Here is a 16,228-nt window from a genome sequence, read left to right as displayed (position 1 = left end):
CAGGAGGGGCACTTACTTTTTTTGTGCACCCATCTGCTTGTTCAGCTGCTCGCGAAAACGCTGCTGCATCGCTTCAAACTTTTTACGCTGTTCATCCGTGAGCAGTGCCTGGATCTCGTTGTTCTGATCGACGCGCAGTTTCATATGCGCCTTGAGGTAGCGTTCATGGATATCGCCCCACTGTTTCGTCTGCTTGTCGCTGAGGCCGAGCTCCGCCTGGATCTGTTTGAGCATCGCTTCCTGACGTGCTTTCATCGCCTCCGCCTGCTGCTGCTCCGCGGAAGGTGCCGCGTAGAGTGCCGACGCCAGCAGGGCGGCCGCGAGAATCGTAACCTTTTTCATACTTCTCCTTTAAATAGGTGCATATCATAATAGAGGTTGATAAACAGTTCTCTATATCGCATACAAAAAAGTAAAAAAACGGGTAAAAGTGATTGAAATGTGATGAAAAACAGGAAATTGGGAGGCAAAGGCTTTAAGCCTTTGCCTAACGGTTACTGACAGAGTTCACCGTTGTTGTAAGAATCAAGCGTACCCGCAATCGACGTTGCCAACGATTTTTGGGCCGCGGCATTCTTACCGCCTTTGAGATAGCCACCGGTGCCGTCGAAGCCGATCGATGAGAGCAACGCATCGCCGTCACTGATGGCCTGGCTTGCTTCGGCACATATTGTCGCACCGGCCGCCTCATTGGCTTTGGCCGCCAACAGCTGCGCCGCCAGACCGTAGGCTGCGTCGCCGGCACGTTTCTTGCCGCTGGAAACATCGCGCTTATCCAGGATGGATACCGCGTCTTCACAGCTGGCGACTTCAAAGCTTCCCAGGGTGATCGGCAGGACATAATCGACCAGCCACACCTCTGTTTGACCTGCCAGAAGGTTTGCCGCTTCCGCCTTTTCCTGCTGGTTGCCGTGGCCGTCACATGTCGTCCAGTTCTTCCAGTAGCCGATCGTACGCGGTTCGCCGCCCGGAGGCGTATAGTTGTTCTCTACGACGAAGTGGATCGTCTGATTCGCTTCCACGCTGAAGGTGTAGCAGTGGTTTTCGTTGGAAGCCTGCCCGGAATCCGGGTTGTCATAAGAGACCGGAGAACCTTCAACGTACCAGAGATTTTCCCAGGCAACCGGGATACCCGTTTCACACACCGTATAGTCCGCACCCGGAATCAGCCAGACTCCGTTGAAGTCCACCAGTCCGTTCGCGTCAGGCGTATCCAGAAGGTTCAGGCCGTTACCACTGAGCGTGAAGGTCCAGCCCAACGTGTACGTCGTGCCGCCGTTTTCGTGTTTGATCAGTTCGATCTTGCCGCGTTTGCGGTTGGTGTAGGTACACTGGACCGTTTCACCCGGATCGACGACGATCGTTGCTTCGCGCTGGCTAAGAGAAGTAGAGCTGTTCTCTACGCCGTCAAGCTCGACACAGGAGAGACCGATCAGGTCATACTCCGGTTTCGGATCATCTTCCGTCACCGTATAGGTTTTCGGAATCACATCCATAAAGGTGTGCGATCCTAGGTGGGTCAGGTTCAGATCGTACGAACCGTTGATATCCTGGGCGAAATGGAAGTAATCCGGCATACCCGCAGGCACGGTCAGCTTGTTGATGATCACCGTCGCGTATTTGGTATTTTCAAACTGGCACTCGTAGTCGGCACGATAGAGATCTTCCGGATAGTCGACGGTAAAGTCGCAGTCACCGGATTGATCGGACATATACCAGCCGTCTTTCATGATTTCGACGACTTTGTAGTGACCCTCTTCGAGTTCACCTTCCGGTACAAGCACATTCGTTGCGCTGTTCGGATCAGTAAGCAGTGATGTCACAACCGTCCAGACATCCGGAGCAGTCTCTTTGTAAAGCGTCATGTTCCAGTCGCCTTTTTGCGGTACGCCCTCGATCTCAGCCGGTTTGGTCACTTTGATGACTTTGACCGCCGGTTGACCGGCCAGCTGGTTGTTAAAGGTGACGGACTCGCCGCAGGACGGCAGTGTGATCGTCACCGGTTTAATTGCACTTACTTCCGGCTCAAACCCGGTCGGGGCCGTTTCCGTTACAGTATACGAACCCGGTTCCAGACCTTCGATCTTCACCGATTGGGTCAACGGGCTGAGCGCCGTGAAGGTCAGGGTCCGGTTGATGTCATCCATCCCCTCTTTGGAGACGGTGAAGAGTACATCGACACTGTCGGCACCGTCGAACACATCCGGCATTGTTTTATTGATCGTCAGTGACACGGTCGCATCGGCGGAGAGGCCGATTTCATGCGTTGCAGGATCAGGTGTATAGCCCCCGTCGCCCACAATCGTCGCGGTGTCGCTGAGCATACCGGTCGCGATCATCGGACCGTCGATATAAACAGTCTTATGGAAAACCAGCGCGCCGCTGTCTTCAACAGTGTAAGAGGTCCAGTTGACGTCACCGACCGTCGGTGTTCCCGAAACATACGGTGCATCGTATTCACCGATATCACCCGGAGTGAACGTACCGCTTGAGAAACTCATCAGTCCGTTCGTACTCTCGATCCATTCGTGGTCTCTGACGATTGCCGTGGTATTCAGCTGGTCACCCGGTTGGACCGATGCGGATGCGGTGGCTTCCAGGGTAACCGTGATCGGTACATCAGGAAGGAAAGGGTCTTCAAAACCGATGGTTGCGATGTCATAAAGTCCGCCGCTCTCTTCTTCGGGGACGATGACATCGTGTTCACAAACAACCCCGGAGAAGTTTGACGGCATCAGATAAGGAGTACACGCATCCGGCTGCACACTGGTCATACCGCCGCTGTAGTAGACGACATCAGACACATTGGCGTAGATCTCGCGCGAAGCGGTGTTGGAAACATAGATCTTGGTGTGGATACCGACCGTGCCTTCCGGGGTAGCCGCCAGTTTCGTCCAGGTCACGTTGACATCGACAAGCCGTGATGTCGGCGCATCGGGGATACAGGTGTCGCCGAAATCGACCGTAGCCGGGCCGCTTTTGGAGATGGTCCATCCAAAAGACTGGGCCTGGCGCGCCGTCATATCTTTGCTGGTTTCGACCGCCTTGACATCGGGAAGCTGGACACGTTTCTGGCCGCCGGAGGAGCTCAGGTTCGCATCCCAGAGGTTGGACTGCAAAGAAGATCCCGAATAGAGGTGTGATCCCAGGGCGAGACGCTGATAGTAGTTGGCGACACACACCGCGCCGCCGGGAAGACCGTTCGCAGCATACTCACCGTCTCTCGGTCCGCCGCCTGCGACGGAAATTTGTCGGTAGATCGTGGTAAAGACGCCCCCGGCACCTTCATTGTCAGGCGTAATAAGCAGATCCTGTACGACCAATTGGTCCTGATACTGTTCCGCCCAATTTTTACAGATATCGTTGGAGAGGACCGTATCGAGGGTCAATACGGAAATGTAGTCCCACCCGCGCAGATCGCCGCCTTCGGCGTACAGGTAGTCACCGCCGACGGTAAAGGTGAACTTCTGGGGATCGCTCCCCTTGTTTTCGATCGTCACCCGGTGAGGAACGAGGTCGAGTTCCGCCCACCCTTTCAGGTTACCGGTCGTATAGGCCCCGTCGGGGCAGACATAGTCGTTCGCGGCCAGGTCGTATCCGTCGGGAATAGACGTGGAGCGACACCCTTCCAGCGTATAGCCGATGTTGGCCGACGCCGCTGCGGCGAAGAGCAATGCTCCCGCTCCCAGCATGCGCTTGATCAGCCCCCATTTATCTCGAAATGAAGCTTTCATTTTTAGAGTCTCCTATTGCATAGAACGTTTTTTCAAGAACATTCCAAGACCTGACCGTTAGACACGTTCAGGTAGCGAAGTACTCAAATCAAAAAGTGGGTAACAAAACAGTGGTAGAAAAGATTCGACCGAGTCACCCTACTTTTGGCAACCCGGCCATCTTCGAGAAGATCCGTAGCTTTCCGCCCCCGATTCGCACCGGGTTAGGCTTTTCTTGCAGTACAAAAAAAATCAAACAACCTTGAACAGCCTCCCCTTCCTCTTTGGTTAAAAGCCGTGAGAAAAACAGCTATTCATTCCCTCCAGTATAGAGCGGAAAAAATTAATTTCATATAAGAAAAATCAATTTAGTCTTGAACATAAATACTGCAGCGTCCGATTGCCTCCGGAAAGAAGCGTCTGCTATAATCCGCATCATGAATGTAGATCTGCACACCCAACTGCTGCAGTGGTATGAAGACCACGGCCGCCATACCCTTCCGTGGCGCAATACCGACGACCCCTACCGTATCTGGGTCAGCGAGATCATGCTGCAGCAGACCCAGGTCAAGACGGTGCTGGAACGTTTCTATTTCCCCTTTCTCGAGCGTTTTCCGACGCTCCCCTCCCTCGCGTGCGCACCGCTTGATGACGTTTTGAAGCAGTGGGAGGGGCTGGGCTACTACACCCGCGCAAAGAACCTGCACAAAGCGGCACAGCTCGCCGCGCCCTATCTGCCCGAGAGTGTCGAGGGGCTGATCCGTCTGCCCGGGGTCGGCAAAAGCACAGCCCACGCCATTGCCGCGTTTGCCTACGGCGCGCCTGTACCCATCCTCGATGCCAACGTCAAGCGTATCCTCTACCGTTTCTTCGGCCGCAGGGAGGCCGATGAGAAAACCCTCTGGCAAATGGCCGAAAAGCTCTTCGACCCCGAACACCCCTTCGAATTCAACCAGGCGATGATGGATATCGGCGCGACGCTCTGCCTCCCAAAGACGACAGCGTGCGACGCCTGCCCCTTCGAAAGCGCCTGCAAAGGCGCCGCGGGCGACCCGCTGCGCTACCCCGCTCCGAAAAAGCGCAAAAGCGTCCCGGTGCGCGAACGGCACATTGTCGTCTACAGGCACAACGGGCGCTACGGGTTAAAACAGCGTGAAGGGAGGTTCCTGCACGGGCTGTGGGGGTTTCATGAACAGACAGCGCCGCCCGGGCAGGGGAAAACGCTCCAAAGCATCGTGCAGGTCTATTCGCACTTCCGGCTCGAAGCGCAGGTCTGGCTCTGTGAAGCGTACCGTGAAGAGCTCACCTATTTCCAAAGAGAAGAGATTGACACCCTGGCCCTGAGCGGGGCAGACCACAAGGTGCTGAAGCAGCTTAGCGCATCGCGCCCCTGACCTCCTCCGCCACCGCTTTTTCATCGACCATATAGAGCAGAAGCGCGCCGATCACGAAAAAGACCGCGACCGAAGCGATCCCCGCCCGGGAGCTCTCCGTCGCCAGAGCGACCGCACCGATGAGCAGCGGCCCCAAAACCGTGGCGAACTTGCCGAGAAAATTGTAAAAGCCGAAGAACTCCGCCGCATACTCCGCCGGGATCATTTTCGAGTAGTACGAACGGCTCATCGCCTGGATACCGCCTTGTACCAGCGCGATCATCGCCGCGAGCAGGTAGAAGGAGCTGACGTCGTGCATAAAGGCCGCCAGCACGGCGATCAGGACATAAAATCCAAGGGTCAGGTAGATCGCCTTTTTCGTATCCCACATCTGCGCCAGCTTCGCGACGAGGATCGTCGCAGGGAACCCGACAAACTGCACCAGCAGCAGCGCCTTGATCAGCTCCCCGGCCTCGAACCCTATTGCCATACCGTAATCGACGGCCATCCGGATGATCGTGTCGACCCCGTCGATGTAGAACCAGTAGGCGACAAGGAAAAGAAAGAGGCCTTTAAGATGCTTGATCTTGTGAAAGGTACGCATCAGGCGCCGGTATCCGAGCACCGTCAGCGTCACTGTACCGATTTTGCGGGTATTGCGCTTCTCCTTGACCCAGAGCACAAAAGGCAGTGCGAAGAGCATCCACCACAGCGCCACCGAGACAAAAGAGGCCTTCACCCCTGCCGCAGCGTCGGCAAGCCCGAACCACCCGGGCTGCTGCACCATCGCCACGTTCAGCGCGAACAGGATCCCGCCGCCGAGATACCCCAGCGCATACCCGAGCCCGGAGACCTTGTCGAAACGCTCCTCCGAGGTGACCGAGGGGAGAAAGGCGTCATAAAAAATGTTCGAGCCCATAAAACCGATGTTCCCCAGAACATAGATGAATGCGGCTAGCTCCCACTGCCCCTTCCCGACCAGGGCGAGCGCGGCGCTCATCAGGATGCCCAGGAACGCAAAAAGCAGCAAGAAACGCTTGCGGATGCCGCCGGCGTCGGCGATGGCCCCGAGCAGCGGTGCCAGCAGTACGACGATAATGCTCGAAACCGCGTTAGCAACCCCGAGCTGGGCCGTCGAGAGCGTCGCATCGGTATCGGCACTGTAGAAGGCTTTGAAAAAGAGCGGGAAGAACCCGGCCATCACCGTGGTGGCATAGGCGGAATTGGCCCAGTCATACAGCGCCCAGCCGTAGATTCGTTTCGATTCGCGCGTCATTCTCTCTCCTTGGGAGGTGCATCGGGGGTGTAGAAGAGCAGGTAATCCGCCTCGCCGACGTCGGCATCGGTACTGCCGGCAGGTACGGGAAGGATCGTCACGTAAGGCTCTGGGCTGCGGCGGGCGAAGCGGGCGTTGATCCCCAGGCCGTAGGCCATATGGAACGCCCCGGCAAAGACGACGAGCAGCTCCTTGTCCGAATGCAATGCTTCCGCGGCAAGCCGTGCACTCTGCTCTCCCATGTAGCTGTCCCATGCGACCTGCACCCGGTACATCCGTTCCCGGCACTGCCGCGCGTCTTCCCCCGCCTGTTTGGCATGGCAGTGGGCGAAGAAGGGTGCGAGCATCGCCCGGTGCGCACTCAAATTCAGATCGAGATCCCTGAAGAACGCCTGTTCATCCCCGGACATGGCGCTCAGATTGGCATCCGAGACCGCCTTTTGAAAGGCTTTTGTCATATTGATGCCGTACAGCATCCCCCTGGCATTTTGGATACTTTTATAGATGGGTTCATACGATGAAAAGGGGTAGCCTGCCTTCGTTTTCCAGTCGATATCTGCGGTGAAGTTCCCGTCATATACGCCGCGCGCATAGCGTGACAGCAGGGCATCGTCCGAAGGCGTGAACCATTCGTTGGCCAACAGCAGACGCCGGCCGTTTTCCCCCAGGCGGCGCAGCACGCCGGCCAGGCGTCTGTGCATCGCTTCGCTGGCGTGATGGTCCCCGACAAAGAGCACCCGGTAGGGCGCGAGGCGTGCCGCCAGTTCCGCATCGCCGATACAGGCGGCCTGTTTCATATCGTAGATACCGCACGGTTGCGGCAGTGTGTGCTGCAGCGCGGCTTTGGGTTGGCTACAGCCTGAAAAGAGAACGAAAAAAACGGCGAGGAAAAGTGCCCTGAAATATTGCATGCAGTATAATATCCCAAATGCCTTAAGGGGTGACGACACGATGGCGGTCCGCTTCAGCTTCAAACACTTCCTGTTCAACGCGTTCAGGGAGATTTTCCTCTATCATCACAGTTCACTTGAATTCCGTGCCAAACTTTTTGCCGCGCTCATCTCGGCCGACAACGAAGCGAACGAGTGTGAATTCGATGTTGTCAAAGAGGCGGGGATGAAGATCTACAACGACGAGGACCGTTCAAATACGCTGGTACTGACGACGCGGGAGATGGTGGAAAAGGTCCTGAAAAACAACGGGCTCGACATCGATGCACTGGTCGACGATATCATCCGCGACCTCCGTTCCGTGCCGCGCTACGCGCTGAAGATCGATCTGGCCCAGCTGGAGCCGCTGCTCACATGCCAGGACGATCCCGACGTGACCGCCTACCAGGAGAGTATCTTGCGGCTCTTCGGAGAGCTGCGCAGCGAGTTTGTTTCGGCCCGGGAGGGCGATCAGCCCTTGTAGGGAACGAGCTCGTATCCCTCGCTCATCAGCTTCATGACGCCGCCGGCGAGGTTCTTGACGTTGTAGCCCTGCTGCTTCATGAACATGGCGACCTGCGCCGTACGGGAACCGGTGCGGCAGATGAAGCCGATCTCTTTCTCTTTGCCGCCGAGTTCGTCCATCGCCTTCATAAAGCCTTCCGCATCGTAGCTGCCATCCATCTGGAAAAAGGTGACCGTTTTACATCCCGGAACGACGCCCGTTTGCATCCACTCCATCTCGGTGCGGATATCGACGACGACCATATCGGAGTTTTCCAGCAGCTCTTTGTCCGGATATACGTTAAGACTTGACATTATCTTCCCTTTGAAATCATTAGGTTATAAAAATTAGGCAAAATTATATCGGCTATCATTTAAACGAATTTTATTCCTGTATTAATAGCCAATTTCGTTAAAGCAGTTATAATACTGCGACTTTTCCACGGGGTGACGGCATGATCCGACGGTTTTTCAAACGCAGCCGCTTCAATGATAAGTATGCCGACGTCATTACGAAGTACAAGATACCCCGCGCCTTTTTAAGCGTGAACAGACATGCAGTTGCAAAAGGCGTTCTTGTCGGCCTCTTTATCGCCTTTATCCCGATGCCCGCCCAGATGGTCGCCATCGTACTGCTGCAGCCGCTTTTCCGCTTCAACCTGCCGCTCTCTATCGCCCTGGTCTGGATCACCAACCCGGCGACGATGCCCTTTATCTACTATGTCGAGTATAAAACCGGCGGCTTCCTGCTGGGCATGCACGATCTGCCCCACGTCGCCGTCAGCCTGGAGTGGTTCGAAGCGCATTTCGAGGAGATCGTCGCGCCGCTCTATACGGGGGCTCTCTTCTACTCCACCCTCTTTGCGGTGTCGGGCTACTACCTGGTCCAGCGCCTCTGGATCGTCTCCGTGCATCGGCACCGTGCCCGAAAGCACTCCTAAAGCGCGAAACGCTCCGGGTCGAAAAAGCTGTCGTCGGAGATATGGCCGAAGGCCGCGTTGATCGATGTGAAGAGGTCGGGGTATTTCCCCTCCATCTCCGAGAGCATCGTCTTCATCTCGGCGCGTGCGTAGGGCATTTTGACGTCGAAGCGCATGGAGGGGCACGCCTCGTCGCCGATGGTCGGCCAGTCGTTGTCGTGCGCGGCGGCCGCGAGCTGGCGTTCGCGCATCTGGATCAAGGGGCGGATGACGATGAGGCCGTTGTCCGCCCGGTACTTCGGGGCGAGTGAACGCAGGTGCCCGTTGTAGATCAGGTTCATAAAAAAGCTTTCGGCCGCGTCATCGAGGTGGTGCCCCAGGGCCACCTTGTTGCAGCCGAACTTCTCTGCGGCGCTGTAGAGCGACCCGCGGCGCATCCGCGAGAAAAAACTGCAGTACGAGGAGTTTTTGCGGATCTTCTCTTTGGCCGTGTCGTAGATGTTCGTATCGTGGATGTGATGCTCGATGCCGTGGGCCCGGCAGTGTTCGATCAGCGCGGAAAAATCCTCCCCCATGCCATAAGCAACGGTTACGGCGATTATCTCGAAGTTGAAAGGGGCGCGGCGCTGCTGCTCTTTCATGGCATGCACGAGGGTCAGGGAGTCTTTTCCCCCTGAGAGGCCGACGAGGATGCGGTCCCCCTCCTCGACCAGGTTGAACGCGGCGTTGGTGCGGCCGAGCTGCCGCATGATTTTTTTACTGACCATGGGCGGCGGCGATCTTCTCCAGCATCCCCATGACGAAACTGCTGCTGACCTGTGATGAGTGCTTCAGAAATTCGTCGAAATCGAACGTCGCGTCCATGTCGGCGGCATCGCTGATTGCGCGCAGCACGAAGAAGGGAACCTGCATCGCATCGCAGACGACGGCAACGGCCGCCCCCTCCATTTCGATGGCGTCCGCCTCGAACGTCTTCTCAATCCACGCTTTACGCTCCGTGTCCGCGATGAACTGGTCGCCGGTCGCGATGATCCCCCCTTTGAGTTCGATCCCCTTCTCCTCGGCCACGCTTCTGGCCATATGCAGAAGCTCACGGGACGGTTCAACGTAGACCTTGCCTTCGGGCACAAACCCGTGCGGGTGACCGAACGCCGTGATGTCAAGGTCATGCTGGCACAGTTGCGTCGCAGCGATCAGATCGCCGATTTTCAGTTCAGGGTTCACCGCACCCGCCACCCCGGTGAAGAGCAGCATCTCGCAGCCGAACTTCTCCAGCATTGTCGCGGCGGTCAGGGCCGCGTTCACCTTTCCAATTTTGCTGTAGCCCAGCACGATATCAAGCCCTTTGAAACGGGCTTCGTGGTAGAGGTTGCCGGCATACTCGACGTCGTTGTGCTTCTTGAAGTATTTGAGCAGCGGCTCGTGCTCCCCGGCGTCGAGGAACGGCTCCACCTCTTCGACCATGGCCCCCATAATGGCAATTTTCATCATTTTTCCTGCATCGTAAAATTGGTGCAATTATAGCCAAAGAGCTTCAGAGCGCGGTAAAATGCGCGCAGGGGCGTAATACGCTACAATGGCGTAACGCCTTCGGGAGAAGTTCCCGGAGCATACTGCCACAAAGAGCCGCCGTGACCTCCAAGCCTTTCACCACTCTTCCCCTGCCCGCAGCACTGCAGCAGAACCTCGATGCCCTCGGCTACCGCCGCATGACCCCCGTGCAGGAACAAAGCCTTCCTGCACTGCTCGAAGGCAAAGACGCCATCGTCCGCGCGCAGACCGGCAGCGGCAAGACCCTGGCCTTCGGGATCGGCACGATCATGAAGCTCGCAGAGAACGAATCGGATGTTCAGGGACTTATCCTCTGTCCGACGCGTGAGCTGGCTGAACAGGTGGCCGGGGAGCTGCGACGCCTCTCCCGCCACCGGCCGAACATCAAGATTCTGACACTCTGCGGCGGGGTGCCGCTGGCACCGCAGCGCGACTCGCTACAGTACGGAGCGCACATCGTCGTGGGCACCCCGGGGCGGATCCTCGATCACCTGGGGAAAAAGACGCTTTCGCTCTCGAAGGTGCATACCCTGGTACTCGACGAGGCCGACAGGATGCTGGACCTGGGCTTTCACGACGCCATTATGCAGATCGCCTCGCACCTGACGTCTTCCCGCCAGAGCCTGCTCTTTTCGGCCACTTTCCCCGAGACGATCGCCGCCATCGCTTCCGCGCTGCTGCGCGATCCTGTGACTGTGGAGATCGATAATAGCGCTTCCGAGGTGACGCTTACACAGCACTTTTTCAAGGTAAAAGGGGAGAAAATTGGGACGCTCCTGCGTCTCCTCGGTCATTACAGCCCCGACTCCGCCGTCGTTTTCTGCAATACGAAGGCGGGCTGCGATGCGTTGGCGCAGGCCCTCGCCGGGCAGGGCTACGACGCGCCCGTCCTGCACGGCGACCTACGCCAGGGTGAACGCACCGAAGTGCTGACGCGTTTCGCCCTGGGCGGCATACGGCTGCTCATCGCGACGGACGTCGCCGCACGTGGGCTCGATATCAAGGAGCTGGGTGCCGTCATCAATTTCGACCTGCCCGAAAAACCTGAAACCTACCTCCACCGCGTCGGCCGCACGGCCCGGGCTGGGAGTACCGGCGTCGCCCTGACGCTCTTTACCCCCAAGCAGCAGCCGGCCGCCGAACGCCTTGCTGCCGCCGGCGAGACGCCCTTCGCCCCCGAAGACGCCTCCGGCTTCCCGCCGGCAGACCCCGCGCATTTTTTCCCTGCTTTCGCCGTCCTGCGGATCGACGGCGGGCGTAAACAGAAGCTGCGGCCCGGCGACCTACTCGGTGCCCTCTGTGCTTCCGGCGGCATCGACGGCAAAGCGGTGGGCAACATCGCCGTCCATGATACCCTCGCCTATGTCGCTGTCGAGCAGGGCGTCGCCGACACCGCCCTGCAGCAGCTGAACCGCGGCAAGATCAAGGGCAAAAAGTTCCGCGTCAGGATCGCGCAGTGACCATTTACGTCGACGGAGACGCCTTTCCCAACCTTCTCAAACCCATCGTGGTGCGCGCCGTCGAACGGGTGAAACTGCCCCTGGTGCTTGTGTCGAACAAACCCGTCCGGCTGGGAGACTCTTCCTTGATAGAAACGGTCATCGTGGAGGCAGGGGCCGACGCCGCCGATGACAGGATCGTTGAGCTGCTCTCCCCCGGCGACCTCGTCATCACGGCAGATATCCCTCTGGCCGACCGGGTCCTCGCCAAGGCCGCCCATGCCATCGACCACCGCGGGGAGCGCTACACCGCAGACAATATCAAGCAGTACCTTGCAATGCGCAACCTGATGGAGACGATCCGTGACAGCGGTGTCGTCACCGGAGGACCGAAGCCTTTCGGTCCCAAAGACGCCCACGCTTTCGCCAATGCCCTGCACCGGTTTCTGACCGAGCACGGCATGGCATAGCGGACCGAAAGAGAACAAAAGTACATATTGTGAAAAAAATGCGGCGGCACTGCCGCCGCGGTGCGGAGAGGGTATTCAGTCGATCTTGGCGAGCCACTTCTCGACGTCGTGCAGGCGGTGGTCCGGGGTCACGCTGACGACGGCTTCATCGAAGAGCGGCAGTGTCTCTTCCGCTTCGCCGCGCGGCGTGATGACGCGGCTGCCGCCCCAGAAGCCCAGGCCGTCTTCGAAACCGACGCGGTTGACAAAGATGACGTAGGCGTTGGAGAGCTGCGCGAGGGATTTGAGCAGCGCGTCCCACTGCCCCTCTATGGCCAGCCCCTCCTCCTCGAAACCCCGTGCCGGTGAGTTGGCGATCACGTAGACGAATTCCGGTTTGAGCGCCGCGACGTCGGCCATTGTCTGGGCACGCCAGAGATCCTCGCAGACAAGCATGACGCTCCGGCCGAATGTCGTTTCGAACGCCTCGATGCGCTCCCCTCTGAAGAAGTAGCGCGCCTCTTCGAACATACCGTAATTGGGCAGGTGCAGTTTTCGGTGGACATGACGCAGTTCGCCGCCGCTGAAATAGCACGCGGTGTTGTAAGTCCGACCGTTCTCTTTGAGGGCCGCCCCGACGACGATATCACAGGCGAGACTCGCTTTGGCCAGGGGTTCCAGTTCCGGCAGCATCCAGGCGTCCTCATAGACCTTGTCCTGAAGCAGGTAGCCGTTGAGCGCCAGTTCCGGGAAGACGATGACGTCGTTGCGTCCGGAATAGGCAGCCGCCAGCGCTTCGCACGCCTCGAGGTTCGTACGGTTCAGCCGGGGTGCATTCTGGACGAGTGTGACGGTCATGACAATGCGTCGAGGGTAGCCTGGAGCGAATCCATGTCGAAGACGTTGAGGGTCTGCATCTCTTTGGCGATACGGCGGTTAAGACCCGCAAGGACCTTGCCGTTGCCGAACTCGATGGCGAGGTCGACGTCCGGGGAGATCGCGGCGACGGACTGTTTGTAGCGCACCGGGTAGATCAGCTGTTCGCTGAGCAGCTCGACCGCCTGCTGCTTCGTGTGGTACGGCTTGGCCGTGACGTTGGAGATGATCGGCGCATCGAAGGGGTCGTGCAGTACTTTCTCCAGCTCGGCACGCAGCGGATCCTGTGCGGCGGAGAGCAGCGGGCAGTGGCTGGCGACCGACATGTTCAGCAGCAGCGCACGTTTCGCGCCGGCTTCTTTGAAGGTGGCTTCCAGGCTCTGAAGGTCAGGTTTGAGACCGGCAACGACCAGCTGGCCGTCCTGGTTGTAGTTCGCAGGCCAGACCTGCTTGTTCTCTTTGTTGCGCGCATCGGTACAGATCGTCTCGACCGCCGCGTCGTCAAGACCGACGATGACCATCATCCCCGCCTCGACGCCTTCGCACGCACCCTGCATCAGCTGGCCGCGCTTGTGCACCAGCTCGACGGCGTCGAGGTAATCGATCGCCCCGCTCGCGCAGACGGCGGACACTTCGCCGAGGGAGTGCCCCAGCAGCAGTGTCGGCGCCGTCGGACGCGCTTCCTGAAAGAGCTTATAAGCCATCATCGACACCAGCAGAATCGCCGGCTGGGTATAGGCCGTCTGATCGAGTTTCTCATTCTCCTCGAACATCAACGCTTTGAAATCGACCCCAATACGGTCGCTGGCCTTCTCGACCATCTCTTTTGCATAATCCGACGCCTCGTAGAACGCCTTGCCCATACCGACACTCTGGCTCCCCTGTCCCGGGAACACCATCGCGATTTTCTGACTCATTTCTCCTCCTGAATTATGGTTCAAGCAGACCGAACTGCTCGTTTTCCGCAATCTTTTTGCGCAGGGTGTTGCGGTTCAGCCCCAGGCGCTCCGCCAGCTGCAGCTGCGATTTGAACTTGCGCAGCCCTGTGCGGATCAGTGGGACCTCGTAGAGGTGCAGGAACTTGCGGTAGTCGTTATGCGACCCCATCTGCGTCTGCAGGAAACGCTCCATCACCTGCATCACCTCGCTTTCGTTGACCCCGCCCATCAGGCGCTCGAAATAGATCTGTTTGCGCAGGGAGTAGGCGTTGTCGCTCAGGTCCGGCTTTTTGCCCGCAGGGGAGGCATCGGGGGTGAGATCGAAGATCCGGTCCGCCTCGGCATTGAAATGGCTGACAAGCAGTTCCACATCTTCGGGACGCTCCAGCAGCGGCGGCAGGGCGATCTTGACACTGAAGAATTCCCAGATGGCGTCGGAGAGGTATTCGGACGATGCCGTGGCAATCATGCGGACCTTCTCCGTCTTGACCCGCTCGAAGAGGAGCGTAATATTCGGACAGTGTTCAATATGCGTCAAAACAACTTCGTCATTGCTTTCAAGCGCATTGAGCACATTGTCAAAATCCCGTGCGTCCAGTACGACCGCGCCGGGCAGGATCACCCGTGCAAGCGTCTGTTTGCCTGTGCCCTTCGGTCCGCTGATAAGCGCATTGACCTGCAGGGTCTTGAGGAGTGTCGCCGTCCGCAGCGCTTCGGTCGAAGCGTGTGAGGCCGCCAGAAACTCAGTGGCAGCCACAGCTATGTCCGCCGCTACTTCCGCAGCAGCTGTCATCAACCTTGTTCTCTGCCGGTACGCCACTGGCGATTTCATCGGCAGTCGCGTCGCGTACTTCATTGATCGTGACGCTGAACATCAGATCTTTTCCGGCCATCGGATGGTTGAAATCGACAACAACGCTCTCGTCTTTGATCTCTTTGACGAGGACCTGGACCGTACCGCCGTCTTCACCCTGACCGTAGAGTGTCATGCCTTCTTGAAGATCGATACCGGCGAACTGTTCTTTCGGAACATCCTGAGTCGCTTCAGGATTGTAGTCGCCGTATGCGTCAGAGGCTTTGACCAGGACATCGCCCTTTTCGCCTGCTGCCATATCCTGGATACCCGCTTCGAGGCCCGGAATGATCTGTCCCTTGCCGAACATAAAGACGAGCGGCTGACCGCCGATGTTGGAGTCAACGACCTTGCCGTCGGCCTGGACTTCATACTGGATGGATACGACTTGATTCGTTTCGATTGCCATAATATTACCTTTACAAAAATTTAGGGATTCTAACCCGATCTAACTATAGTGCGGCTGAAAAAGTGGCGCTATAGCTGCCTACAAAGTATTCAGAAGCCGTTCTGCTTCCGCTGCTTCACCGGAGGCAGGGTATTTAGCGATAAGTGACCGGAGAAACTTTTTCGCGTTTGCCGAATCACCGGTATGCATCATACATTCCGCACTGTGGAGCATCAGTGTCGGCATAAACGATGTTTTCGAAGAACGGGCTGCACTCTCCTTGAAGTATGAGAGCGCTTTGGACCACTCTTTGCGGTAGTGCCACATCTCCCCGATCATGAAGTGCGCATAGGCCGGTTTGTAGTTGCGGCGGATCAGCTCCTCATACATCGGGATGGCATCTTTGAAAAAGAGCTTGTTATAGCTTGCCTTCGCTTCGGCGGCAAGCTCCTTGCTCGATTTCGACTCCAGGGATGCGCCAGCCGCCGGGGCGCTCACGCTTTTGAGGGTTTTGCCCAGATCGCGTTTAAAGGCGTTGATCTCACCGACAAGCGCGTTGAACTCATCCTTGGAGACGTAATTGGCGTTGATGGCGTCCACCTGTGTCGCCATACTCTCCAGGAGCGTCTTCAACGAAGCGATGTTGGCTTCGTCCGCCCTAACCGCCTCTTCCAACGCCGCGATCCTGGCATCGCGCTGGGCGCCGATGTCTTCTCCGGATGTCAGTTCCGTGACTTTGAGCTTGTTTTCCTGGGTTTTTTCCGCCAACCCCTCGATAATCGTCTGCAATCCGTCAATGCGTTCGCGCAGGCTCTGCAGTTGGGCACTGTTCTCTTGGGATTTGCGTTTGGTATTCTTGAGGTTCTGCCGGTTTTCGACAATCTTTTTTTCGGATTCAGTCAACCCGTAGGGCGAATCGCTGTCAAGATTGCCGGCACCGAATACGGAGGGCTCAGACGCCTGAAGCTGAAGCAGCAAGGCGCCCGCCAGAAGGAGGGAAAGACGTTTCATTTGTCCCG

17 protein-coding genes and 1 riboswitch are annotated in these 16,228 nt (G+C 57.7%); of the genes, 5 read left to right on the top strand and 12 right to left on the bottom strand.

Annotated elements, in window-relative coordinates; all coding sequences use genetic code 11:
* Nucleotides 1-12 precede the first annotated feature (12 nt).
* Together ACM66T_RS04230 and ACM66T_RS04225 are read right to left on the bottom strand one after the other, a co-directional pair.
* Entirely contained in the window at nt 13-342 is a 330-nt protein-coding gene (locus tag ACM66T_RS04230; protein WP_231020577.1) for a hypothetical protein, read from the bottom strand.
* A 152-nt stretch (nt 343-494) separates the two neighbouring features.
* On the bottom strand, nt 495-3,734 hold the full coding sequence (locus ACM66T_RS04225) for a hypothetical protein (RefSeq protein ID WP_231020575.1): 3,240 nt from the start codon (nt 3,732-3,734) through the stop codon (nt 495-497).
* Nucleotides 3,735-3,877: 143 nt separating this feature from the next.
* Nucleotides 3,878-3,953: riboswitch (cyclic di-GMP riboswitch) on the bottom strand.
* Nucleotides 3,954-4,150: 197 nt separating this feature from the next.
* On the opposite strand from ACM66T_RS04225, the gene mutY reads away from it, so the two are divergent.
* The gene (mutY, locus tag ACM66T_RS04220; RefSeq protein ID WP_231020574.1) at nt 4,151-5,107 is read left to right on the top strand and encodes an A/G-specific adenine glycosylase; all 957 of its coding nucleotides are present in this window, start codon (nt 4,151-4,153) and stop codon (nt 5,105-5,107) included.
* Here mutY and ACM66T_RS04215 read toward each other — a convergent pair.
* Both ACM66T_RS04215 and ACM66T_RS04210 read right to left on the bottom strand, forming a co-directional pair.
* A complete protein-coding gene (locus ACM66T_RS04215) occupies nt 5,088-6,362 on the bottom strand; it encodes an MFS transporter (protein ID WP_416768799.1) in 1,275 nt (424 codons plus the stop codon). The genes mutY and ACM66T_RS04215 overlap by 20 nt on opposite strands.
* Nucleotides 6,359-7,273: a ChaN family lipoprotein gene (locus ACM66T_RS04210; protein ID WP_416768798.1), complete on the bottom strand. Its 915-nt coding sequence runs from the start codon at nt 7,271-7,273 to the stop codon at nt 6,359-6,361. The genes ACM66T_RS04215 and ACM66T_RS04210 overlap by 4 nt, the downstream gene beginning before the upstream one ends.
* Here ACM66T_RS04210 and ACM66T_RS04205 point away from each other — a divergent pair.
* A complete protein-coding gene (locus ACM66T_RS04205) occupies nt 7,272-7,775 on the top strand; it encodes a hypothetical protein (RefSeq protein WP_416768797.1) in 504 nt (167 codons plus the stop codon). The two genes, ACM66T_RS04210 and ACM66T_RS04205, sit on opposite strands and share 2 nt — an antisense overlap.
* Here the strand turns inward: ACM66T_RS04205 and ACM66T_RS04200 are convergent.
* Nucleotides 7,763-8,110, bottom strand: a complete 348-nt coding sequence (locus ACM66T_RS04200; RefSeq protein WP_231020552.1) for a rhodanese-like domain-containing protein — start codon at nt 8,108-8,110, stop codon at nt 7,763-7,765. The two genes, ACM66T_RS04205 and ACM66T_RS04200, sit on opposite strands and share 13 nt — an antisense overlap.
* Nucleotides 8,111-8,250: 140 nt before the next feature.
* On the opposite strand from ACM66T_RS04200, the gene ACM66T_RS04195 reads away from it, so the two are divergent.
* Nucleotides 8,251-8,736: a DUF2062 domain-containing protein gene (locus ACM66T_RS04195; protein WP_231020551.1), complete on the top strand. Its 486-nt coding sequence runs from the start codon at nt 8,251-8,253 to the stop codon at nt 8,734-8,736.
* Here ACM66T_RS04195 and ACM66T_RS04190 read toward each other — a convergent pair.
* Nucleotides 8,733-9,482, bottom strand: a complete 750-nt coding sequence (locus ACM66T_RS04190) for an ATP-binding protein (protein ID WP_231020550.1) — start codon at nt 9,480-9,482, stop codon at nt 8,733-8,735. The two genes, ACM66T_RS04195 and ACM66T_RS04190, sit on opposite strands and share 4 nt — an antisense overlap.
* Nucleotides 9,472-10,206 carry a 5'-methylthioadenosine/adenosylhomocysteine nucleosidase gene (locus ACM66T_RS04185; protein ID WP_231020549.1) on the bottom strand — a complete coding sequence of 245 codons (735 nt, stop codon included), beginning with the start codon at nt 10,204-10,206 and terminating at the stop codon, nt 9,472-9,474. The genes ACM66T_RS04190 and ACM66T_RS04185 overlap by 11 nt, the downstream gene beginning before the upstream one ends.
* A gap of 140 nt (nt 10,207-10,346) precedes the next feature.
* Between ACM66T_RS04185 and dbpA the strand changes: the two genes are divergently transcribed.
* Both dbpA and ACM66T_RS04175 read left to right on the top strand, forming a co-directional pair.
* Nucleotides 10,347-11,726 (top strand): ATP-dependent RNA helicase DbpA, encoded by a 1,380-nt coding sequence (gene dbpA, locus ACM66T_RS04180; protein WP_231020548.1) that lies wholly within the window; start codon nt 10,347-10,349, stop codon nt 11,724-11,726.
* Nucleotides 11,723-12,175 (top strand): YaiI/YqxD family protein, encoded by a 453-nt coding sequence (locus ACM66T_RS04175; protein ID WP_231020547.1) that lies wholly within the window; start codon nt 11,723-11,725, stop codon nt 12,173-12,175. Before dbpA ends, ACM66T_RS04175 begins: the two co-directional genes overlap by 4 nt.
* 75 nt (nt 12,176-12,250) lie before the next feature.
* Here ACM66T_RS04175 and ACM66T_RS04170 read toward each other — a convergent pair whose 3' ends face one another.
* From ACM66T_RS04170 to ACM66T_RS04150, 5 genes are all read right to left on the bottom strand, one after another.
* Nucleotides 12,251-13,012 (bottom strand): nitrilase-related carbon-nitrogen hydrolase, encoded by a 762-nt coding sequence (locus tag ACM66T_RS04170; protein ID WP_416768796.1) that lies wholly within the window; start codon nt 13,010-13,012, stop codon nt 12,251-12,253.
* Entirely contained in the window at nt 13,009-13,947 is a 939-nt protein-coding gene (gene fabD / locus ACM66T_RS04165; protein WP_231020545.1) for an ACP S-malonyltransferase, read from the bottom strand. The genes ACM66T_RS04170 and fabD overlap by 4 nt, the downstream gene beginning before the upstream one ends.
* A 13-nt stretch (nt 13,948-13,960) precedes the next feature.
* Nucleotides 13,961-14,725, bottom strand: a complete 765-nt coding sequence (locus ACM66T_RS04160; protein ID WP_416768795.1) for a helix-turn-helix domain-containing protein — start codon at nt 14,723-14,725, stop codon at nt 13,961-13,963.
* Complete coding sequence (locus tag ACM66T_RS04155) at nt 14,712-15,230, bottom strand: FKBP-type peptidyl-prolyl cis-trans isomerase (protein ID WP_231020543.1); 519 nt, start codon at nt 15,228-15,230, stop codon at nt 14,712-14,714. Before ACM66T_RS04155 ends, ACM66T_RS04160 begins: the two co-directional genes overlap by 14 nt.
* A 78-nt stretch (nt 15,231-15,308) precedes the next feature.
* Nucleotides 15,309-16,220: a tetratricopeptide repeat protein gene (locus ACM66T_RS04150; RefSeq protein ID WP_231020542.1), complete on the bottom strand. Its 912-nt coding sequence runs from the start codon at nt 16,218-16,220 to the stop codon at nt 15,309-15,311.
* Nucleotides 16,221-16,228: the final 8 nt, after the last annotated feature.

It is taken from the genome of Sulfurimonas sp. ST-25 (assembly GCF_048079205.1).
Lineage (GTDB): Bacteria > Campylobacterota > Campylobacteria > Campylobacterales > Sulfurimonadaceae > Thiomicrolovo > Thiomicrolovo sulfuroxydans.
This window is presented reverse-complemented; position numbering and strand designations above follow the sequence as displayed.